The sequence below is a fragment of the Parasulfuritortus cantonensis genome (assembly GCF_004337445.1).
GTDB classification, from domain to species: Bacteria; Pseudomonadota; Gammaproteobacteria; order Burkholderiales; family Thiobacillaceae; genus Parasulfuritortus; species Parasulfuritortus cantonensis.
The window spans coordinates 48,347-67,574 of sequence record NZ_SJZB01000013.1; the positions used below are offsets into that span (position 1 = coordinate 48,347).

Sequence of the window (19,228 nt, forward strand, 5' to 3'; positions counted from 1 at the left end):
AGATGGCTGCTGAATACCCGACCGACGTTTCGATCATCACGACTTATCGTTGCCAGATGCGCTGCAAGATGTGCGACATCTGGGAGAACCCGACTGACAAGAAGCGGGAAATTACGGCTAAGGACTTGGAGGTGCTTCCGAACTTCAAGTTCGTGAACATCACGGGTGGCGAGCCGTTCGTCCGGCGCGACTTGGAGGAAATCGTCGACGTCATGTTCCGCAAGTCTGACCGGGTGGTTATCTCGACGTCCGGCTGGCATACGGACCGGATCATCAAAATGGCCGAGAAATATCCCAATATTGGCATCCGGGTAAGCATCGAAGGGTTGTCCGAGAAGAATGATGACCTGCGTGGCCGCGACGGTACCTTCGACCGGGCCTTGCGGGTGCTGTTGACGCTGAAGGAAATGGGGGTCAAGGACATAGGTTATGGCTGCACGGTTTCCAATCACAACTCGGCCGACATGCTTTGGTTGTATAAGTTGTCGCGCGAGTTGGGGATGGAGTTCGCCACGGCCGCTTTCCATAATTCCTACTATTTCCACAAAGACGACAACGAGATCACCAACAAGGATGAGGTGATCCGCAACTTCCATAAGCTGATCGAGGAGTTGCTCAAGGAGAATTCGCCGAAGAGTTGGTATCGCGCGTTCTTCAACCTGGGCCTGATCAACTACATCCGTGGCAATCCGCGGATGCTGCCTTGCGAGGCTGGGACTGCCAATTTCTTCGTCGATCCCTACGGGGAAGCCTTTCCTTGTAACGGCCTGGAAGAGCGTTACTGGAAGGAATCGATGGGGAACATCCGGGCTGTGGCGCGATTCGAGGACCTGTGGTTCAGCGAGCAGGCGGAGAAGGTACGCGCTCAGGTTCGCACCTGCCCCAAGAACTGCTGGATGGTGGGTACGGCGGCGCCGGTGATGAAGAAATACATCAAGCATCCAACTGCATGGGTCGCCAAGAACAAGATCAAGTCGTTCCTCGGCAAACCGATCTGCATCGATCATGTTCCGCATTACGACGTCGGGCAGGATTCGCGCCAGGGTGATCTGCGCGAGACCGGGGTTCCGGGGCAACCCATCACCTTCCGGCAACGTGAGCCTGAGGTGGTGTTGTCTGAGGCCGAGCTGGCCGACATGTTGCGGGCCGATTAGGCGTGGCGGAGGCTGTCTTGCCTATTCAGGTGTTGATGCTCGGCTTGCGGGGGTTTCCGGGTGTCCAAGGGGGGGTGGAAACGCATGCCCAACACCTGTGCCCATTGCTTGCAGCCGCCGGGTGCCATGTCGAGGTCATCGTCCGATCGGCTTACCAGCCGCCTTCTGTCGGGGACCACTGGCAAGGGGTACGTTTCCGGCGATTGTGGGCACCTAAGTCGAAGGGCCTTGAGGCGATAGTGCATTCCTTCCTCGGGGTGCTGTACGCCGGCCTGATACGCCGGCCCGACGTATTGCATATCCAGGCCATCGGCCCGGCCGTGATGACGCCGCTAGCCAGACTGTTCGGGCTGAGAGTGGTGGTGACGCACCACGGGCCCGATTACGACCGCCAGAAATGGGGGCAGGTTGCGAGGTGGGTGCTGCAACTGGGTGAGCGCTTCGGCATGCGCTGGTCTCACGGGCGCATCGTGATATCGGAGGTCATCCGCGGACTCGTACGGCAGAAGCATGGCCGAGAGAGCACCCTGATTCCGAACGGAGTCGTGTTGCCCGATCTGCCGGACAGTGCCGATGCGCTGGCCAAATTTGGGCTGGATGCGGGTCGGTACGTGGTGTTGGTTAGCCGCTTGGTTCCGGAGAAACGCCATTTTGACCTCATCAGAGCCTTCGACCAAGCGGCATTGCCAGGATGGAAACTGGCCATCGTGGGGGCCTCGGACCATCCCGACGAATATGTCCGTAGTGTGATCGAGGCCGCGAAGGCAACGCCGGGCACGGTCTGCACGGGCTTGCAGACGGGAGAGGCACTACGGCAGCTGTACGCCCACGCGGGGATATTTGTCTTGCCTTCCTCTCATGAAGGGTTGCCGATTGCCCTGCTCGAAGCCCTGTCCTACGGCTTGCCGGTGGTCGCCAGCGATATCCCCGCCAACCTCGAGGTGGGGCTGCCGGCGGCGCACTATTTTCCCTTGGGGGACACAGAGGCGTTGGCCGAGCGACTGCGCGCCTTCGCGGCTCAGCCACTAACGCCAGGTCTGCGCAACGAGCGCCGCGCGTGGGTCAAGACCCGGTTCGACTGGCACGATATCGCTCGCCGCACGTTGCTGGTGTATCAGGCGGTGGTGAAGTCCTGACGCTTCCAAGCGAATCACCTCGGCTTGTCGCCTTCTGCGTTCAATTGCCTGGCACACGAGTGCGCATAAATGGTGCATACGAAATAGCAATGCGCATAAAATGGACATGTAAGCTTGTTTTATCATTTATGCACTAGTTGGTTCGGCTGCGAAATCATCAGCGGTCACGCCTGAAATGGGGGGGTCATGAGCATGCTGTACAGTTTGTTCGCCGCCACGATTGCCATTGGGTGATACGTAACATACGTTTTTAAAACGAGTTTTGTATTGTGACGCGGACGCATGGCGGGATTGCTGCGCCGCGGGCTGAGCCGAATTCGCGGCGATGAGGAAGACGGCGCAGTTATTGCTTACATCAAGAAAAATTCTACCGGGGAATGTCATGAGATCGCATATCGATATGCGAGGTTGGGAGGCACTGCGGGCCGTTGCCCGCCAAGCCTCCGCGATCAGCCGCCATGTCGACTTCTTCAAATGGCTGCAAGGGGAGGTAAGCGTGCTCCTGCCGCACGACGTACTGGTGGCGGTCTGGGGGGATTTCGCGACCGGTCATCTCAGCTACGACGTGGCCTCCAACATCGCCGACATCGGCACCTGCCAAGTCATGTCGGGAGACGATGCCGGCCCGCTGATGCGGGAACTGCACAGGCGTTGGCTGGCCGGCGGCGAGCGCTGGTACGTGCTCGAAGATTTCGAATCGGTAGGCACCGGGCGTACCGTGAACTCGAGTATCGCGGCTCTGGGCCGGATGCGCTCCGCGCTGGTCCACGGTATCCACGATCGCCGCGGTGGCAGCGATTGCATCTACGTGTTCTTCGACAAGGACATCGTGATCGACGTCGAGCCGGCGATTCTGGAAATTCTCGTTCCTCAGATCGATGCCGTATTGAGGCGGGTCGAGTGCCTGGTGCCCGATATTCGGACAGACGGCGATCCGGGCCCTTGCGAGATCAGCGGGCGCGAGCACGAGATCATGCAATGGGTCCGTTCGGGCAAGACCAACCACGAGATCGGGCTGATCTTGAACATCAGCCCGAACACCGTCAAAAACCACCTCAAGCGCATATTCCACAAGCTGAATGTCAGCAGCCGGGCACAGGCGGTCGCCAAGTATGGCAGCCTGGCCAGAGGCTGAAACGGACTCCATGAAGCCATGAACGCAATCAACGGACAGATAGGCCACCCCACGCTTCCTCATCTCGCCTTGGGCGAAGGGGGGGGTAATCGGCTGCTGGCCAGCCTCGAGCGGCTGATCGATCCGCTCATGATCATGTTCTCGCTCATGCTGCTGGCCGAGTATTTCCTGGGCGAATTGCGCTCGCGCCATGTCCTGCTCGCGCTCGCGATGTTCGCCGTGACCTATCCGGGCCGCAGCCGCTTGAATTGCCCGCCGGCACGGATGGTGCTCAAGGTGTTGGCGAGCTGGGCGGTCCTCGGTTCGCTGGTGTTGCTGTTCCTTTGGGGTAGCCACTTCCTGGCCTATTTCGAGCTGCCCCTGCTGCTGGTCTGGATGGCGGTGGCGCCGGCGGCCGTGATCGGGGGCCATGTGGCGTTCCGGTTCGCGCTGCCTTACCTCCAGGTGCTCGAAGGACCTCCGGAGCGGGTGGTCCTCGCCGGGGCCAATTCGCAAGGCTTGGAACTGGCCCGGCGCTTGCGCGCCAGCCCCTATCACAACGTCGACGTGCTCGGCTTCTTCGACGACCGCGCCGAGACCCGCCTGGGCGAGCGCGGCGACCACCCGCTGCTCGGCCAGATCGCCGACCTGCCGGACTACGTGAAGACCCATTCGGTGAGCACCATCTACCTGTCGTTGCCGATGGCCTCCCAGCCACGCATCCTGAGCCTGCTCGATGCCTTGCGCGATACCACGGTATCGACCTACTTCGTGCCTGACATGTTCGTGACCGACCTGATCCAGGCCAGGGTGGATTCGGTAAGCGGGATGCCCGTCGTGTCGGTGTGCGAGACGCCGTTCCGCGGCTGGAACGGCTTCCTCAAGCGGGCCAGCGACATCTTCCTTTCGACGGTCATCCTGTTGCTGCTCTCGCCGCTGATGACCGCCATCGCGCTCGCCGTGAAGGCGACCTCGCCCGGCCCGGTGATCTTCAAGCAGCGCCGCTATGGCTTGGAGGGCGAGGAGATCTACGTCTACAAGTTCCGCTCCATGACCGTGTGCGAGGATGGCGGGACGATCCGCCAGGCGCAGAAGAACGACAGCCGCCTGACCCCGATCGGCGGCTTCCTGCGCAAGTCCTCGCTGGACGAGTTGCCGCAGTTCATAAACGTCCTGCAGGGGCGCATGAGCATCGTCGGACCGCGTCCGCACGCGGTCGCCCACAACGAGATGTATCGCAAGGTCATCAAGGGCTACATGATCCGCCACAAGGTCAAGCCGGGCATCACCGGTTGGGCGCAGGTGAACGGCTACCGGGGCGAGACCGAGACCTTGGACAAGATGCAGAAACGGGTCGAATACGACCTCGAATACCTGCGCCACTGGTCACTGCGTTTCGACCTGTACATCGTCTTCAAGACGGTCTGGGTGCTCTCCGGACAGCAAAACGCGTATTGAGAGGCGGCGCGGGCATGGGGAGATCCCGGCACCCCGGGTGCGGCCCCTCGTGTCCTGCGCCGGGACGGCGCGCCGCGACCCGGTTAGACTTCCGGCTCGCTGAACCTTGTTGACAGGATTGCTGACCGATGAGCCTCGATTCCCTGCTGTCGAAACTGAACGATAAATCCGCCGTCATCGGCATCGTCGGGTTGGGCTACGTCGGCCTGCCCCTGCTGCTGCGCTATGTCGAGGCCGGCTACCGGGTCCTCGGCCTGGACATCGACCCGGACAAGCCCGGCAAGCTGCATCGTGGCGAGACCTATATCAAGCACATCCCGGCTGCCGCGATCGCCGCGGCGCGCCATGGCTTCGAGGCGACCACGGATTTCGCCCGGGCGCGCGAGGCCGACGCCCTCATCCTGTGCGTGCCGACGCCCCTGGACGATCACCGCGAGCCCGACCTGAGTTTCGTCCTGGGTACCACCGATTCCCTGGTGCCGCATCTCCGGCCCGGCCAGGTCGTGTCGCTGGAAAGCACTACCTATCCGGGCACCACGGACGAGGAACTGCTGCCGCGGGTCGAGTCGACCGGCCTCAAGGTCGGCCGCGACATCGCCCTGGTCTTCTCGCCGGAACGCGAGGACCCGGGCAATCCCGACTTCACCACCCGGACCATCCCGAAAGTGGTCGGCGGCGTCACCCCGGCCTGCCTGGAGGTCGGCCGGGCGCTGTACGGCCAGGTGATCGACCGGGTGGTGCCGGTCAGCTCCACGCGCGCGGCGGAGATGACCAAGCTGCTCGAGAACATCCACCGTGCGGTCAACATCGGCCTGGTCAACGAGATGAAGATCGTCGCCGACCGCATGGCCATCGACATCCACGAGGTGATCCGGGCCGCCGCCACCAAGCCGTTCGGCTTCGTGCCCTACTGGCCGGGGCCCGGTCTGGGTGGACACTGCATCCCCATCGATCCGTTCTACCTGACCTGGAAGGCGCGCGAGTACGGCATCAACACCCGCTTCATCGAACTGGCGGGTGAGGTGAACAGCCACATGCCGCACTGGGTGGTGGGCAAGGTCGCCGACGCCCTCAACGAGCACCGCAAGTCGGTCAAGGGTAGCCGGATACTGGTGCTGGGGATCGCCTACAAGAAGAACATCGACGACATGCGTGAATCGCCGGCGGTCGAACTGATGGCCCAGCTGCGCGACAAGGGGGCGCTGATCGATTACGCGGACCCCTTCGTGCCGACCTTCCCGAAGATGCGGGCGCATCGGTTCGATCTCGCCAGCGTGCCGGTCACCGCGGAGACGCTGGCGGCCTACGACTGTGTCCTCGTGGCGACCGACCATGACGTCTTCGACTACGAGTTGATCCGGCGCCACGCCCAACTGATCGTCGACACGCGGGGCGTCTACCTGGAACCGGCCGCCAACGTGGTCAAGGCCTGAGCCGCAGGACAGCGAACGGCCACGGGACCTTATTTATTTACGACAACATCTCGAAGGGACGGTAATGGAATTATTGGTGACCGGCGGTGCCGGCTATATCGGCAGCCATACCTGCATAGAATTGGTGCGGGCCGGCCATGAGCCGATCGTGGTGGACAACCTGTGCAACAGCAAGACCGAGGCGATACGCCGGGTCGAGCGCATCGTCGGCCGGCCGCTGACCTTTCATCAGGCGGACGTACGCGACCGCGAGAAGATGCGCGACATCTTCGCCCGCCACAGGATTGGCGCCGTGGTCCACTTCGCCGGCCTCAAGGCGGTCGGCGAATCGGTCGCGCAGCCTCTGCGTTACTACGACAACAACGTCTCCGGCACCCTGGTGCTGTGCGAGACGATGGCCGAGGCGGGGGTCAAGCGCATCGTCTTCAGTTCCTCGGCGACCGTGTACGGCGACCCGCATGCGGTGCCGATCCGGGAGGACTTCCCGGTCGGGGCGACGACCAATCCCTATGGCCGCAGCAAATTCATGGTCGAGGAGATCCTGCGTGACCTGCACCTTTCCGATCCGGACTGGCGGGTGGGCCTGCTGCGCTACTTCAATCCGGTCGGGGCGCACGAGTCGGGCCTGATCGGCGAGGACCCCAACGGCATCCCGAACAACCTCATGCCCTACATCGCCCAGGTCGCCGTCGGCCGCCGGCCCTACCTGAACGTGTTCGGCGACGGTTATGCGACGCCGGACGGCACCGGCGTGCGCGACTACATCCACGTCGTCGACCTCGCGCTCGGCCACGTTGCCGCCCTGCGCTATCTGGAAGACCATCCGGGCGTGCTGACCGTCAACCTCGGGACCGGGCGTGGCTACAGCGTGCTCGAGATGGCCCGGGCGTTCGCGACCGCGAGCGGCCGCGAAGTACCGTACCGGATCGCCGCGCCGCGCGCGGGCGACATCGCCTGCTGCTATGCCGATCCGGCCTTGGCCGAGCGCCTGCTGGGGTGGCGTGCGCAACGCGGCATCGAGGCGATGTGCGCGGACACCTGGCGCTGGCAGGACGGCAACCCAAACGGCTACAGCGAGGCCTGACGCTCGTCCGGTGGCGGGTACACCATGGATATGTCATGCGTATTTCCACGTCGGCCCCGCTGTCGGCCCGTTCGGGTCATTGCCGGAGTGGTTGTACGCAGCAAGAATTCGACGTAAGTAATTCCACTTACGGAGATGACCATGAAACTCTCACGGCTGTTCGCGGCGTTCAGTGCCGCCATGTTGGTCGCTGGGTCGGCGGCGGCCGGCACCTATACGGATACCGACAGCGTCAGTTTCACGCTGACCGACACCGCGGACGTAACGTTTGCGTACAACTATGACGAACTGCTCTACTACACGTTCGACCAGGGCAGCAAGGCGGGCGGCCGGGTTGCGGCCATCAGTTCGCTGGTATGGACCGACGTCTACGGCAACCAGACTTCGATCGACGCCACCTTGGACGGTTCCGCCGACAGCGGTAGCTTCACCGTCAGCGGCCTCGGTGCCGGCACCTACACGGCCAGTCTGACCGGCACCTGGGTTTACCAGGGTGAGTTCGGTACCACGGCGACCTATCTGTCCGGTGGAAATGCCAGCCTCGGCTACGCCGTCACGCCGGTACCGGAGCCTGCCGAGATAGCGCTGATGCTTACCGGGCTTGGCCTTGTCGGTGGCGCCGTGCGGCGCCGACGCGCCGTCGACATGCGCTGAAGCAGACCGTCCCTTCGCTTTGCTTTTGCCTGGCGCCTACGGGCGCGGCAGGCTTTTCCCTTCCAGTTTGGCGAACGCGTCTGTACCATTGGCGGCGCCTGGGCCCTGCCGGGGTCGACCGTCTTCCGGACTGCCCCGGGGGATACCGGACGCGGAACTTGGGCGCCGATACGATACGACTAGGACGGATGAGCTTGTTTGGAACCCTGCAGCCGCTTGCCGACGCGAGCGGGCCGGCCGCGCCGGAAAAAGAAAAAGCCGCAGAACGTGATGTTCATGCGGCTTTTCGTACTGCTGAAAAACTGCTTGGCAGTTTATTTGGTGCCCAGGAGAGGACTCGAACCTCCACACCGTTGCCGGCGCTAGGACCTGAACCTAGTGCGTCTACCAATTCCGCCACCTGGGCAAAGAGGGGCGCATTCTAGCGACGCCTTATTCACCCTGTCAACGTGAGTTTTTAATGTCTGAAAAAAAATCTGCAAAAAATTCCAAAGCGCGCGGCCAGAAGGGGCTGCGCTGGCAGGACCCGTTCCTGCAGCGCGAGCGCGACAAATACGATTACCCGTTGCCGAGCCGGGAATTCATCCTGCAACTGGTCGAGGAGGCCGGCGGCCCGCTGCCCGCCGATGACCTGGCCTTCAGGCTCGATATCGACGTCGACGAGAGCGAATCCTTCAATCGCCGCCTTGCCGCCATGCAGCGCGACGGCCAGCTGGTCATCAACCGGCGCGGCGACCTCTGCCTGCCCGACAAGATCGAGCTCAAGGCCGGCCGCGTCGAAGGCCATGCCGACGGCTTCGGCTTCTTCATCCCGGACGACGCCTCCGGCGACATGTTCCTGTCCGAGAAGGAGATGCATCAGGTCCTGCACGGCGACCGCGTGATGTGCCGCGAGCGCGGCCTGGACCGGCGCGGGCGCAAGGAGGGCAAGATCGTCGAGGTGTTGGATCGGGCCAACAGCCGCGTGGTCGGCCGCTTGTACCGCGAGCATGGCCACCAGTGGGTGGTGGCGGAGAACAAGCGCATCAACCAGGACATCATCATTCCGCCCACGGAGTCGCTCAAGGTCGGCTTCGGCCAGGTGGTGACGGTCGACATCGTCGAGCAGCCGACCAAGCACGCCCCGGCCATGGGCCGCATCGTCGACGTCCTGGGCAACTATGCCGACCCGGGCATGGAGATCGAGATCGCCCTGCGCAAGCACGACCTGCCCTTCGAGTTCCCCAAGGAGGTGGCGGCCCAGGCGAAGAAGCTGCCCAAGGGCGTGCTCAAGCGCGACCTGGAGGGACGCGAGGATGTCCGCGACCTGGCCCTGGTGACCATCGACGGCGAGGATTCGCGCGACTTCGACGACGCGGTCTACTGCGAGCCGCTCGGGCGCGGCTTCAAGCTCTGGGTGGCGATCGCCGACGTCTCCCATTACGTCCAGCCCGGCTCGCCGCTGGACAAGGAGGCCTACGAGCGCGGCAACTCGGTGTACTTCCCGCGCCGGGTGATTCCCATGCTGCCGGAGGAACTGTCCAACGGCCTGTGCTCGCTCAACCCCAAGGTCGACCGTGCCTGCATGGTGTGCGAGATGGAGATCGCCGGGACCGGCACGATCAAGAAATACCGGTTCTTCCCGGCCGTGATGCACTCCAAGGCGCGCCTGACCTACACCCAGGTCTGGGACTGGCTCAACGACGCCAAGAAGGTGCCGAAGGACCAGGCGGATCTGCTGCCCCACGTCGAGAACCTGTACAAGCTGTTCAAGGTGCTGCTCAAGGCGCGCGGCAAGCGCGGCGCCATCGACTTCGAAACCCTGGAAACCAAGATGGTGTTCGACGACGCCAGCGGCAAGATCGAGAAGATCGTCCCCTACGCGCGCAACGATGCCCATCGCCTCATCGAGGAATGCATGCTGGCCGCCAACGTGTGCGCCTCGGAGTTCCTCAAGAAGCGCAAGCATCCGGCCTTGTACCGCATCCACGAGGGCCCGACCCTGGTCAAGCTGAAGGCGCTGCACGAGTTCATGGCCGAGTTCGGCTTCGTACTCGCCGGCGGCGACGATCCGCATGCCAAGGACTATGCCGACCTGCTGGCCAAGATCAAGGGGCGGCCGGACGAGCAACTCCTGCAGACGGTGATGCTGCGCTCCCTGCAGCAGGCCGTGTACAGCCCGGAGAACGTCGGCCACTTCGGCCTCGCCTACGAGTCCTATACCCATTTCACCTCGCCGATCCGTCGTTACCCCGACCTGCTGGTGCACCGCGCCATCCGCGCCTGCCTGGTCGGCGAAACCTACCGGCCGGGCAACTGGCAGCAGATCGGCGAGCATTGCTCGATGACCGAGCGGCGCGCCGACGAGGCGACCCGCGACGTGGTGTCCTGGCTGAAGTGCTACTACATGCGCGACAAGCTGGGCGAGGAGTTCGACGGTGTCATCTCGGCGGTGACCAGCTTCGGCATCTTCGTCGCCCTGGACGAGGTCTTCGTCGAGGGCCTGGTGCACGTATCCGAACTGGGCCAGGACTACTTCCACTACGACGGTGCCCGGCACCAGATGCTGGGCGAGCGCACCGGCAAGCGCTTCCGCCTGGGCGACCGGGTCCGCATCAAGGTGGCCCAGGTCGAGCTGGAGAGCTCAAAGATCGACTTCGTCATGGCGGAAGAGCCCGCGCCGGCGCCGAAACCGGGCGCCCCGAAACCGGGCGCCCCGAAACCGGCCAAGGCAGGCAAGGCGGAACCCGCTAAAATCACGGCCCCTGCCAAGAAGGCGGCCAAGAAGCCGGCCGCGAAGAAATCGAAACCATGAGCCAACGCTCTCTGATATACGGTTTTGGCTACGGCCGCTCGCGATGCTCGCTTAACCTGCCTGGCGGCAGGTTAGCCTGCACCGAAACCTCCTTTGTGAACGTGGCCCGAAGTGGCGCTGGGGGTCGTGCATGAGCCAACGCTCCCTGATATACGGTTTTGGCTACGGCCGCTCGCGATGCTCGCTTAACCTGCCTGGCGGCAGGTCAGCCTGCACCGAAACCTCCTTTGTGAACGTGGCCCGAAGTGGCTTTTGGGGTCGTGCATGAGCCAACGCTCTCTGATATACGGCTTTCATGCCGTCCTGTCGCGGCTGCGCCACCACCCCGGCAGCGTCCAGGTCATCTACCTGGACGAGGCCCGACGCGACAAGCGGGCCCAGGAGGCGCGCCGGCTGGCCGAGGAGAAAGGGGTCAAGCTGGTGGCCAGCGAGGCCAGCCGGCTGGAGGAGATGGCGCACGGCAAGTCGCAGGGCATCGTCGCCTTCGCCGAGCCGATCCAACTCGCCCGCACCCTAGACGAGGTCCTGGAGGACCTGACCGAGCCGGCCTTGCTGCTGGTCCTGGACGGCGTCACCGATCCGCACAATCTGGGTGCCTGCCTGCGCAGCGCCGACGCCTTCGGCGCCCATGCCGTGATCGTGCCCAAGGACCGTGCGGCCAGCCTCAACGCCACGGCGATGAAGGCGGCCAGCGGTGCCGCCGACGCGGTGCCGTTCATCCCGGTGACCAACTTGGCGCGCGCCCTGCGCGAGCTCAAGGAGCGCGGCATCCTGATCGTCGGCACCGACCTGGAAGCGAGCATCGCGGTCGCCGATGCGGACTTCTCGGGCCCGGCCGCCCTGGTCCTGGGCGCCGAGGGTACCGGCATGCGCCGCCTGACCCGGGAACACTGCGATGTCCTGGTCCGCATCCCCATGTACGGCCAGGTCGAGAGCCTGAACGTCTCGGTGTCGGCCGGGGTCTGCCTGTACGAAGCGCGCCGGCAGCGGGCTGGCCTGGAGGCTTGAACATGACGGAAATCGACAAGGCCTGGACGATGTTCAGGAGCGCCGAGCTCGTCTACGACCAGGCGGCGATCGAGCAGGCGCTCGATCGGCTGGGGGCGCAGATCAGCGCACGCCTGGCGGACAGCTTTCCGGTCGCGCTGTGCGTGATGGGCGGGGCCGTGGTGTTCGCCGGCCAGCTTCTGCCGCGTCTGGCCTTTCCCCTGCAATTCGATTACCTGCACGCGACCCGCTACCGCGATGGCACCCGGGGCGGCGAGATCGAATGGTGTGCGCTGCCGCGCGGCGAAGTCGACGGGCGCGTGGTCCTGCTCATGGACGACATCCTGGACGAGGGCTACACCCTGGCCGCGGTCAAGGCCAAACTGCTCGAACTGGGCGCGGCGCGGGTCGAGGTCGCGGTGCTGGCCGAGAAGGAACTCGGTCGCGCCAAGCCGATCGAGGCCGACTACGTCGGCCTCATGTTGCCGGACCGCTATGTCTTCGGCATGGGCATGGACGCCTACGGCCTGTGGCGCAACCTGCCCGCCATCTACGCTCTGAAGGAGGATTGACCATGCTGGCCATCATCGGCGGCAGTGGCCTGACCCAGTTGCCCGGCCTGCACATCAGCCGGCGCGAGGTCGTGCGCACCCCGTACGGCATGCCCTCCGGTGCGCTGACCTTCGGCCAGCTCGACGGCCACGGCATCGTCTTCCTCGCCCGTCACGGCTACGGCCATACGGTGCCGCCCCATCTGGTGAACTACCGCGCCAACCTGTGGGCGCTGCACGCCCAGAAGGTCACCCACGTCCTGTCCATCGCCACGGTCGGCGGCATCCACCCCGACATGCGCCCCGGGCGCCTGGCGGTTCCCGACCAGATCGTCGATTACACGCATGGCCGCGAGACCACCTACGCGGAATACGGCAACGGCGACCCGGTCACCCACCACGACTTCACCTGGCCGTATTGCGACGAGATGCGCCAGCGTTGCATGGCGGCCCTGGCCGAGTGCGGCGAGGACTTCGTCGCCGGAGGCGTCTACGGCTGCGTGCAAGGTCCGCGCCTGGAGACCAAGGCCGAGATCGAGCGCATGGCGCGCGACGGTTGCGACATGGTCGGCATGACCGGCATGCCGGAGGCCTACCTGGCCAAGGAACTGGGCCTCTGCTACGCGGCGGTCGCGGCGTCGGTGAACTGGGCGGCGGGGCGCCAGGATAGTGCCCTGACCATCTCCGGCGACCAGATCGAGGCGACCATGGCCCAGATCATGGAACGTGTACGCCGGGTTCTGTTGAGTGTCGCCCGCCTGGAGTTCGCCGCCGGCGGCTGATCACGGCCGCACCCGGACAAGCGGCAAAAAACTTTTTCGTCCGCCACTAAAGTTTTTCTACTCAATGCCGTAATCGGGGGCAACCACATCGATCGCGATGTCGGTAACGGAGAGGAGAAGCCTCTCTCGACTCGAACCTAGAATAGGAGTTCATCATGGCCTACGGCGACATCTCCCTGACCGCCTCAATGCGTAACGTGCTGGTTTCCCTCCAGCAGAACAGCACTTTGTTGGACCGTACTTCGGAACGGCTGTCCACCGGTAAGAAGGTCAACAGTGCCTTGGACAACCCGGCCAGCTTCTTTGCCGCCAAGTCGCACACCGACCGCGCCTCGCAGCTCGACGGCCGCAAGGACTCCATCGGCGAAGCGATCCAGACCATCAAGGCCGCCGACAGCGGCGTGACGGCGATCACGACCCTGATCGAAACCGCGCGTGGTCTGCTTTCCCAGGCCCGTTCCACGACGGACACCACCGCTCTGAACAACCTGGCGAGCCAGTACACCGAAGTGCTGAGCCAAATCGACAACATCGCGACCGATTCGAACTACAAGGGCATCAACCTGCTGAACAGCGATACCCTGTCGGTTGCCTTCAACGAGGACAACAGCACCAACATCACCATCTCCGGCTTCGATGCCACTTCCACCGGCCTGTCCATCGGCACCGCCACCGATAGCACGGCCATCGACACCTCGGCTGAAATCGATACCCTGGAAACCTCCCTCAACGATGCCCTGACCTCCCTGCGCACCAATTCCGCTGGTCTGGCGTCCAACCTGGCGATCCTGTCCGCGCGCGATTCCTTCATCACCAGCCTGAACAACGTGCTGACCGAAGGCGCGACCAAGCTGACCGCCGCGGATACCAACGAGGAAGGTGCCAACATGCTGATCCTGCAGACCAGGCAGCAGTTGGGTACCACGGCGCTGTCGATCGCTTCGCAGGCGGCTCAGAGCGTGCTGCGGCTGTTCTAACCAGCGTCCTCGCGACGTGACGTCCGGCCGGCAGGGGGCAACCCCTCCGGCCGATGGTACGGGAGGCGGCAATGGTAAACGAGATGACTGTTATCGGATCGGCATCCGTTGCCCGGGATTATGGCTTGGCCACCGCATCGCAGGGGCCGGTCGTCACTGCGAACGGGTCCGCGCTGCCGGGCGGTTCGGGTGTCAGTCTTTCAGCCGGCACATTCTCCGGCTTGGCCAGCGCCAAGGATGCCACCGCGGATGTCGCGGTATCGGTCCGGGAAGTCGGCAAGGCACTGGAGCAGGTCGGGGTCCTCTTGGGGCAACTCGATCAGCAGGTCGGGCAGGTGAAGAACTATCCGCCTTTCCCGCCGGGCAACGAGCAGCGGGCGGCGTATATCAACAGCTTGAACGGTCTGCGCCGGCAGATGGAGGCGGTGAGCGTGCCGCCGGTGGACAATGGCAGCGAACCGGTTTTCTATCCGAAGGAAACCGAGCTGCCCGTGCTGGACGCCGGTGCCGCGACCGATGGTGAGGTCGCTGCCCTGGGGAACCAGGCGGCCGATGTGCGAGCCCAGGTGGACCGGCTTCTTGGCGACCTGCACACGCGGTTCGCGGACCAACTGCCCGGCCAGATGGCGCAGGGCGGTGGCGAAACGGAAGTGCTGGCGCTGGTTTCCAGTGTCGGACGTCAGTTGGCGGCCGCACCGCAGGCGATGACCCAGGCGGGTACGGCCGCGGTGGCGGGCCTGTAAGGTTGCCGTGTCACTTCGCATCACACTGAAACCGGGCGAAAAGATATTCATCGGCGGCGCCGTCGTCCAGAACGGCGACAGTGCCGCCGACTTTTCCATCCTCAACGACACCCCACTCCTGCGGGAAAAGGACATCCTTACCGAGGACAAGGCCGACTCGGTGTGCAAGCGGATCTACCTCTGCGTGCAGTTGATGTACATCGACGTCGCCAACATCACGAAATATCAGCAGACCTACCGCCGTCTGCTTGAGGAGGTCATCGCCGCGGCACCCAGCACCGTGGATTATCTGGCCACCATCAACACCGATTTGGCTTGCGGCAGGTATTATCAAGCCCTCAAAGGGGCCAGGAAACTGGTCGACTATGAACAGGAGCTAATCGATCATGCCCGCCAATCCGCTTGATGCCTATCAGGAAGTCGAAAAGGCCACTTTGACCGGTCGCGAACTCGAGGCCAGCGTGCTCATGCGCGCCGCCATGCGGCTCGCCGAACTGCGGAACAACTGGGACGCGCCCGGCCGGGAATCCGAGCTCGACGACGCCTTGCGTTACAACCAGCGCATATGGACCGTGTTCCAGGCCGAGTTGCTCGACGAGGAAAACCCGCTGCCGGAGGAGATCAAGCGCAATCTGATCAGCCTTTCGGCATTCGTCGACCGCCGTACCTTCGACGTGATGGCGTTCCCGGATGCGGACAAGCTGGATATTCTGATATCCATCAACAAGAACATTGCGGCCGGACTGCGCGGCGAGGCGGCCTGACCGCGCGCTCGTCTCCGAACGCCGTGCCGGGTGGCGGCGAGGCCGGCCGGGCGCCGATACCATCTCTTGCGGGGGAGCAGCGATGCTGGATCTGGCCTTGATCTACAGCGTGAAGGACCAGGGGCAGGCCGAGCACTATTTCCAGCACGTCTATCCGATGCTGGACGGCATCCAACGCAACTATGTCCGGGACCTGGCGAGTTACGGGCTGCTGGGCTACTGTCCCGCCTGCGGCGTCGGCGAGGTGCAGATCGACTACATGTTCTCGGCCGACGGCAAGACCCCGGTCTGGCGCGAGCGCGGCGTTTGCCGCTGCGGTCTGAACACCCGCATGCGCGCCACGCTCGACTGGATCGTGACGAGCGAAACGCTCAACCGTACGAGCGTCGTCTATTGCAGCGAGGGGAAGACGGCGTTCTACAAGGCCTTGCTGGATTTCCTGCCGCTCACCATCGGCAGTGAGTACATCCCCAACCAGGCGCCGCTCGGCTCCGTCGATCGCCATGGCCTGCGTTGTGAAAGTCTCGAGCAACTGAGTTTCGCCGATGACAGCTTCGACTTGCTGGTCAGCCTGGACGTGCTGGAGCATGTGTTTGACTTCGAAGCCGCACTCGACAACATGCTGCGCGTCCTCAAGCCGGGCGGCGTCGCTTTGGTCACCGTACCCTTCCAATTCGGCCGCGAGCGTACCCAGCGCCGTGCCGAGGTCGACGCCGGCGGCCGCCTCGTGCACCGCCTGCCGCCGGTCTACCATGGCGATCCGATCAGCGGTGTCGGGGCGCTGCTGGTTTACGACTTCGGTTGGGACCTGATCGACTATGCCAAGGCCATCGGCTTTCGTGACGTCGAGTTTCTCTTCATCTGGTCGGAGGCGAAGAAATACCTGGGCATCAATTACATCCTGCGCATGCGGAAGTAGGGAGACCGGGACTTGGCTGACGCCCCGCTCACCCAGCCGGCCGGCCCCATGACGGTCCAACTGGTCGCCATGGTACGCGGCGACGCGGCACGGCTGCTGCCGGGCACCCTGGCCGCACTGGCGGTGCCGCAGGCCGCCGGTTGGCATCTCACGGTGTTGGCCGACTCCCGCGTGCCAGCGGATTTCGTCCCCGGTGGCGCCACCGATTGGCAGTACTGCCCGAGCGGCGAGTTGCTGGCCGAGGCCAACCGGCTGATTGCGGCCGGGCAGGCCGGCTGGGTCGGCATGATCGAGGCAGGGGACGTCCTGGCGACCGAGGCCTACGTCCGCCTGGCTGCAGAGGCGGGCCGCCACCCGGGCTGGCTCGCGTTCTACAGTGACGAGGCCGCCCTCGATGAGACGGGCCGTCCGGGGGCACCGTTCTTCAAGACCGACTTCAACATCGACCTCCTGCGTTCGGCCTCGTTTGCCGTCGGCGGCCTGCTGCTGGTGCGCCGGTCGGCTTTTCTGGCGTGCGGAGGTTTCGACCCCGCCGCCGAGGGCGTCGATCTGTTCGACTTGTGCCTGCGCCTGTACGAGGCGGGCGGTGGGGCGGCCATCGGCCACGTTGCCGAGGTGCTCTACCTGCGTCATCCGGAGGGCGGGCACAGCCTGCGGGGGACCGACGAGATGGTCGCGGCACGCAACCGTTCACTGCTCGATCACCTGCATCGCTGCGGCCTGGAGGCCAGCCTGGACGAAGGCTATCTGCAAGGGACCTACCGGTTGCGCTATCGACATGCCGGACATCCGTTGGTGTCGATCATCGTCCCGACCAAGAACCAGAGGGCCTTCCTGGCCCGCTGCCTCAGCACACTGGTGGCGAAGACCGCCTATCCGAACTTCGAGGTGCTGGTGGTCGACAACGGTAGCACCGAGCCAGATGCCCTGGCCTACCTCGCCGGCCTCCCGCAGGCCGATGCGCGAATTCGCGTCCTGGCCAGCCCCGGGCCGTTCAATTTCGCGGCCATGAACAACCAGGCCGCCAGGGAGGCGCGCGGCGAGTACCTGCTCCTGCTCAACAACGACACGGCCGTGCTGCACGAGGACTGGCTGGACGAGATGATGGCCCACGCCCGGCGTCCCGAGGTCGGCGTGGTCGGTGCCCGCCTGATCTATCCGACCGGCAAGATTCAGCATGCCGGGGTCGTGCTCGGCCTCAACAACAGTCCGGCCGACCACCCGTACCTGGGCAGCGAGCTGGCCGACGTCGGCTACTACGGACGCCTGCAACTGGTCCAGGACCTGTCCGCCGTGACCGGGGCCTGCCTGCTCGTGGCGCGGCCGTTGTACGAGCAGGTCGGCGGCCTGGACGAGGCGGCCTTCCAGGTTTCCTTCAACGATATCGATCTCTGCCTGAAGATAGGCGAATTGGGCCGGCTGATCGTCTGGACGCCGTTCGCCACCCTGCTGCACGAGGGTTCGGCCAGCCAGGCGTCGGAAACCGAACGGGCGACGCTGACCGACCGGCAGCGCCGGTTCCTGGCCGAGCGGCAGCATTTCTACGCCAAGTGGCGCCGCCAGATCGCCTTCGATCCGGCCTACAACCGCAACCTCAGCCTGCGCGGCCGGTACCCGGAAGCGGAGCCCGAGGCCATGCTGCGGCTGGCGCCGGACGATCGGCCGCGGCCGCGTATCCTGGCGCACCCCGGCGACCGCGCCGGTAGCGGCGAATACCGCGTACTTGCGCCGATGCGCGCGTTGAACGGCGCCGGCCGGGTCGACGGGCTGGAGAGCAGCCGCTACCTGGGCGTTCCCGAGCTGATCCGGTTCGAGCCGGACAGCATCGTCCTGCAACGCCAGATCGAGAACCGCAACATCGAGTTGATCGAGGGCTATGCCCGCAATAGCCGGGCATTCAAGGTGTTCGAGCTCGACGACCTGTTGTTCAATCCGCCGGTCAGGCACGTCGCCAGCGCGCAGGTCGCCAACCTGCCCGAGTTGAAGAAGCGTCTGCGCAAGGCCATCGGCCTGTGCGACCGTCTGGTCGTATCCACCGACTACCTGGCCGAGGCGATGCGCGAGTACGCAACGGATATCGTCGTCTGCCCGAACTACATCGAGGCCGCCCGGTGGCAGGGCCTGAAGGCACTCAGGCGGGCGGCCGCGAAACCGCGCATCGGCTGGGCCGGCAGCCTGGGCCACGAGGGCGATCTCGCCCTCATCGTCGACGTCGTCAAGGCCACGCTGGCGGAGGCCGACTGGGTGTTTCTAGGCTACTGCCCGGAAAGTCTCAAGGCGGCGGTCGAATTCCATCCACTGGTGAAGTTGGACGACTACCCGGCAAAGTTGGCGTCCCTCAACTTGGATCTGGCCGTTGCGCCGCTCGAAGACTTGCCGTTCAACCACGCAAAGAGCCATCTGCGTCTGCTCGAATATGGCGCCCTGGGGTGCCCGGTCGTCTGCTCCGATGTCACCCCCTATCGTGGTGAGTTCCCGGTTCGGCGGGTACGAAACCGCCATAGGGAGTGGCTGGAGGCCATACGGGGGTACCTGGCTGAACCCGATGAACTGCAGAGAGCAGGCGCGACCCTGAGGCAGTTTGTCACCGAGCGCTGGACACTGGAAACCCATCTCGAATCCTGGCTGAAGGCCTGGATGCCATGACCGTCCGGTTGGCGTTGCGCCGGAGAGTCACG

The 19,228-nt window shown here is 64.3% G+C and carries 17 protein-coding genes and 1 tRNA gene; 17 read left to right on the forward strand and 1 reads right to left on the reverse strand.

What is annotated here, in order from left to right:
* Positions 1–2 precede the first annotated feature (2 nt).
* From EZJ19_RS03240 to EZJ19_RS03270, 7 genes are all read left to right on the forward strand, one after another.
* On the forward strand, positions 3–1,154 hold the full coding sequence (locus EZJ19_RS03240) for a radical SAM protein (RefSeq protein ID WP_131444861.1): 1,152 nt from the start codon (positions 3–5) through the stop codon (positions 1,152–1,154).
* A gap of 35 nt (positions 1,155–1,189) precedes the next feature.
* Positions 1,190–2,290 (forward strand): glycosyltransferase family 4 protein, encoded by a 1,101-nt coding sequence (locus EZJ19_RS03245; RefSeq protein ID WP_131444965.1) that lies wholly within the window; start codon positions 1,190–1,192, stop codon positions 2,288–2,290.
* Positions 2,291–2,672: 382 nt separating this feature from the next.
* Complete coding sequence (gene epsA / locus EZJ19_RS03250) at positions 2,673–3,425, forward strand: XrtB/PEP-CTERM-associated transcriptional regulator EpsA (RefSeq protein WP_240754631.1); 753 nt, start codon at positions 2,673–2,675, stop codon at positions 3,423–3,425.
* A gap of 129 nt (positions 3,426–3,554) precedes the next feature.
* Entirely contained in the window at positions 3,555–4,862 is a 1,308-nt protein-coding gene (locus EZJ19_RS03255; protein WP_240754638.1) for an undecaprenyl-phosphate glucose phosphotransferase, read from the forward strand.
* Positions 4,863–4,990: 128 nt separating this feature from the next.
* Positions 4,991–6,295 carry a nucleotide sugar dehydrogenase gene (locus EZJ19_RS03260; protein WP_131444864.1) on the forward strand — a complete coding sequence of 435 codons (1,305 nt, stop codon included), beginning with the start codon at positions 4,991–4,993 and terminating at the stop codon, positions 6,293–6,295.
* Positions 6,296–6,359: 64 nt separating this feature from the next.
* Positions 6,360–7,379 (forward strand): UDP-glucose 4-epimerase GalE, encoded by a 1,020-nt coding sequence (gene galE / locus EZJ19_RS03265; RefSeq protein ID WP_131444865.1) that lies wholly within the window; start codon positions 6,360–6,362, stop codon positions 7,377–7,379.
* Between the two features lie 141 nt (positions 7,380–7,520).
* Positions 7,521–8,033, forward strand: coding sequence for a PEP-CTERM sorting domain-containing protein (locus EZJ19_RS03270; RefSeq protein ID WP_165873440.1), 513 nt, complete (start codon positions 7,521–7,523; stop codon positions 8,031–8,033).
* 319 nt (positions 8,034–8,352) lie between these two features.
* Here EZJ19_RS03270 and EZJ19_RS03275 read toward each other — a convergent pair.
* Positions 8,353–8,439, reverse strand: a tRNA-Leu gene (locus EZJ19_RS03275).
* Positions 8,440–8,493: 54 nt separating this feature from the next.
* On the opposite strand from EZJ19_RS03275, the gene rnr reads away from it, so the two are divergent.
* The 10 genes from rnr to EZJ19_RS03325 all read left to right on the forward strand — a co-directional run bounded on the left by rnr (position 8,494) and on the right by EZJ19_RS03325 (position 19,196).
* Positions 8,494–10,827, forward strand: a complete 2,334-nt coding sequence (gene rnr / locus EZJ19_RS03280) for a ribonuclease R (RefSeq protein WP_131444867.1) — start codon at positions 8,494–8,496, stop codon at positions 10,825–10,827.
* 264 nt (positions 10,828–11,091) lie between these two features.
* Complete coding sequence (gene rlmB, locus EZJ19_RS03285; protein ID WP_131444868.1) at positions 11,092–11,835, forward strand: 23S rRNA (guanosine(2251)-2'-O)-methyltransferase RlmB; 744 nt, start codon at positions 11,092–11,094, stop codon at positions 11,833–11,835.
* A 2-nt stretch (positions 11,836–11,837) separates the two neighbouring features.
* On the forward strand, positions 11,838–12,386 hold the full coding sequence (locus tag EZJ19_RS03290; RefSeq protein WP_131444869.1) for a hypoxanthine-guanine phosphoribosyltransferase: 549 nt from the start codon (positions 11,838–11,840) through the stop codon (positions 12,384–12,386).
* Positions 12,387–12,388: 2 nt separating this feature from the next.
* Positions 12,389–13,147 carry an S-methyl-5'-thioinosine phosphorylase gene (locus EZJ19_RS03295; protein ID WP_131444870.1) on the forward strand — a complete coding sequence of 253 codons (759 nt, stop codon included), beginning with the start codon at positions 12,389–12,391 and terminating at the stop codon, positions 13,145–13,147.
* Positions 13,148–13,302: 155 nt separating this feature from the next.
* Complete coding sequence (locus EZJ19_RS03300) at positions 13,303–14,124, forward strand: flagellin (RefSeq protein WP_131444871.1); 822 nt, start codon at positions 13,303–13,305, stop codon at positions 14,122–14,124.
* Positions 14,125–14,195: 71 nt separating this feature from the next.
* Positions 14,196–14,867, forward strand: coding sequence for a hypothetical protein (locus tag EZJ19_RS03305; protein ID WP_131444872.1), 672 nt, complete (start codon positions 14,196–14,198; stop codon positions 14,865–14,867).
* Positions 14,868–14,874: 7 nt separating this feature from the next.
* Positions 14,875–15,273, forward strand: a complete 399-nt coding sequence (locus EZJ19_RS03310; RefSeq protein ID WP_131444873.1) for a flagellar biosynthesis repressor FlbT — start codon at positions 14,875–14,877, stop codon at positions 15,271–15,273.
* Positions 15,254–15,631: a flagellar biosynthesis regulator FlaF gene (gene flaF / locus EZJ19_RS03315; protein ID WP_131444874.1), complete on the forward strand. Its 378-nt coding sequence runs from the start codon at positions 15,254–15,256 to the stop codon at positions 15,629–15,631. Before EZJ19_RS03310 ends, flaF begins: the two co-directional genes overlap by 20 nt.
* A gap of 82 nt (positions 15,632–15,713) precedes the next feature.
* Positions 15,714–16,550 (forward strand): class I SAM-dependent methyltransferase, encoded by an 837-nt coding sequence (locus tag EZJ19_RS03320; protein ID WP_131444875.1) that lies wholly within the window; start codon positions 15,714–15,716, stop codon positions 16,548–16,550.
* A 12-nt stretch (positions 16,551–16,562) separates the two neighbouring features.
* Positions 16,563–19,196, forward strand: a complete 2,634-nt coding sequence (locus EZJ19_RS03325) for a glycosyltransferase (protein ID WP_206199304.1) — start codon at positions 16,563–16,565, stop codon at positions 19,194–19,196.
* Positions 19,197–19,228 lie beyond the last annotated feature (32 nt).

Excerpts from the sequence above, each read along its gene's own strand:
- EZJ19_RS03240 (WP_131444861.1), top strand. The coding sequence starts at position 3 with ATGGCTGCTGAATACCCGACCGACGTTTCGATCATCACGACTTATCGT.
- EZJ19_RS03245 (WP_131444965.1), top strand. The coding sequence starts at position 1,190 with ATGCTCGGCTTGCGGGGGTTTCCGGGTGTCCAAGGGGGGGTGGAAACG.
- epsA (WP_240754631.1), top strand. The coding sequence starts at position 2,673 with ATGAGATCGCATATCGATATGCGAGGTTGGGAGGCACTGCGGGCCGTT.
- EZJ19_RS03255 (WP_240754638.1), top strand. The coding sequence starts at position 3,555 with ATGATCATGTTCTCGCTCATGCTGCTGGCCGAGTATTTCCTGGGCGAA.
- EZJ19_RS03260 (WP_131444864.1), top strand. The coding sequence starts at position 4,991 with ATGAGCCTCGATTCCCTGCTGTCGAAACTGAACGATAAATCCGCCGTC.
- galE (WP_131444865.1), top strand. The coding sequence starts at position 6,360 with ATGGAATTATTGGTGACCGGCGGTGCCGGCTATATCGGCAGCCATACC.
- EZJ19_RS03270 (WP_165873440.1), top strand. The coding sequence starts at position 7,521 with ATGAAACTCTCACGGCTGTTCGCGGCGTTCAGTGCCGCCATGTTGGTC.
- rnr (WP_131444867.1), top strand. The coding sequence starts at position 8,494 with ATGTCTGAAAAAAAATCTGCAAAAAATTCCAAAGCGCGCGGCCAGAAG.
- rlmB (WP_131444868.1), top strand. The coding sequence starts at position 11,092 with ATGAGCCAACGCTCTCTGATATACGGCTTTCATGCCGTCCTGTCGCGG.
- EZJ19_RS03290 (WP_131444869.1), top strand. The coding sequence starts at position 11,838 with ATGACGGAAATCGACAAGGCCTGGACGATGTTCAGGAGCGCCGAGCTC.
- EZJ19_RS03295 (WP_131444870.1), top strand. The coding sequence starts at position 12,389 with ATGCTGGCCATCATCGGCGGCAGTGGCCTGACCCAGTTGCCCGGCCTG.
- EZJ19_RS03300 (WP_131444871.1), top strand. The coding sequence starts at position 13,303 with ATGGCCTACGGCGACATCTCCCTGACCGCCTCAATGCGTAACGTGCTG.
- EZJ19_RS03305 (WP_131444872.1), top strand. The coding sequence starts at position 14,196 with ATGGTAAACGAGATGACTGTTATCGGATCGGCATCCGTTGCCCGGGAT.
- flaF (WP_131444874.1), top strand. The coding sequence starts at position 15,254 with ATGCCCGCCAATCCGCTTGATGCCTATCAGGAAGTCGAAAAGGCCACT.
- EZJ19_RS03320 (WP_131444875.1), top strand. The coding sequence starts at position 15,714 with ATGCTGGATCTGGCCTTGATCTACAGCGTGAAGGACCAGGGGCAGGCC.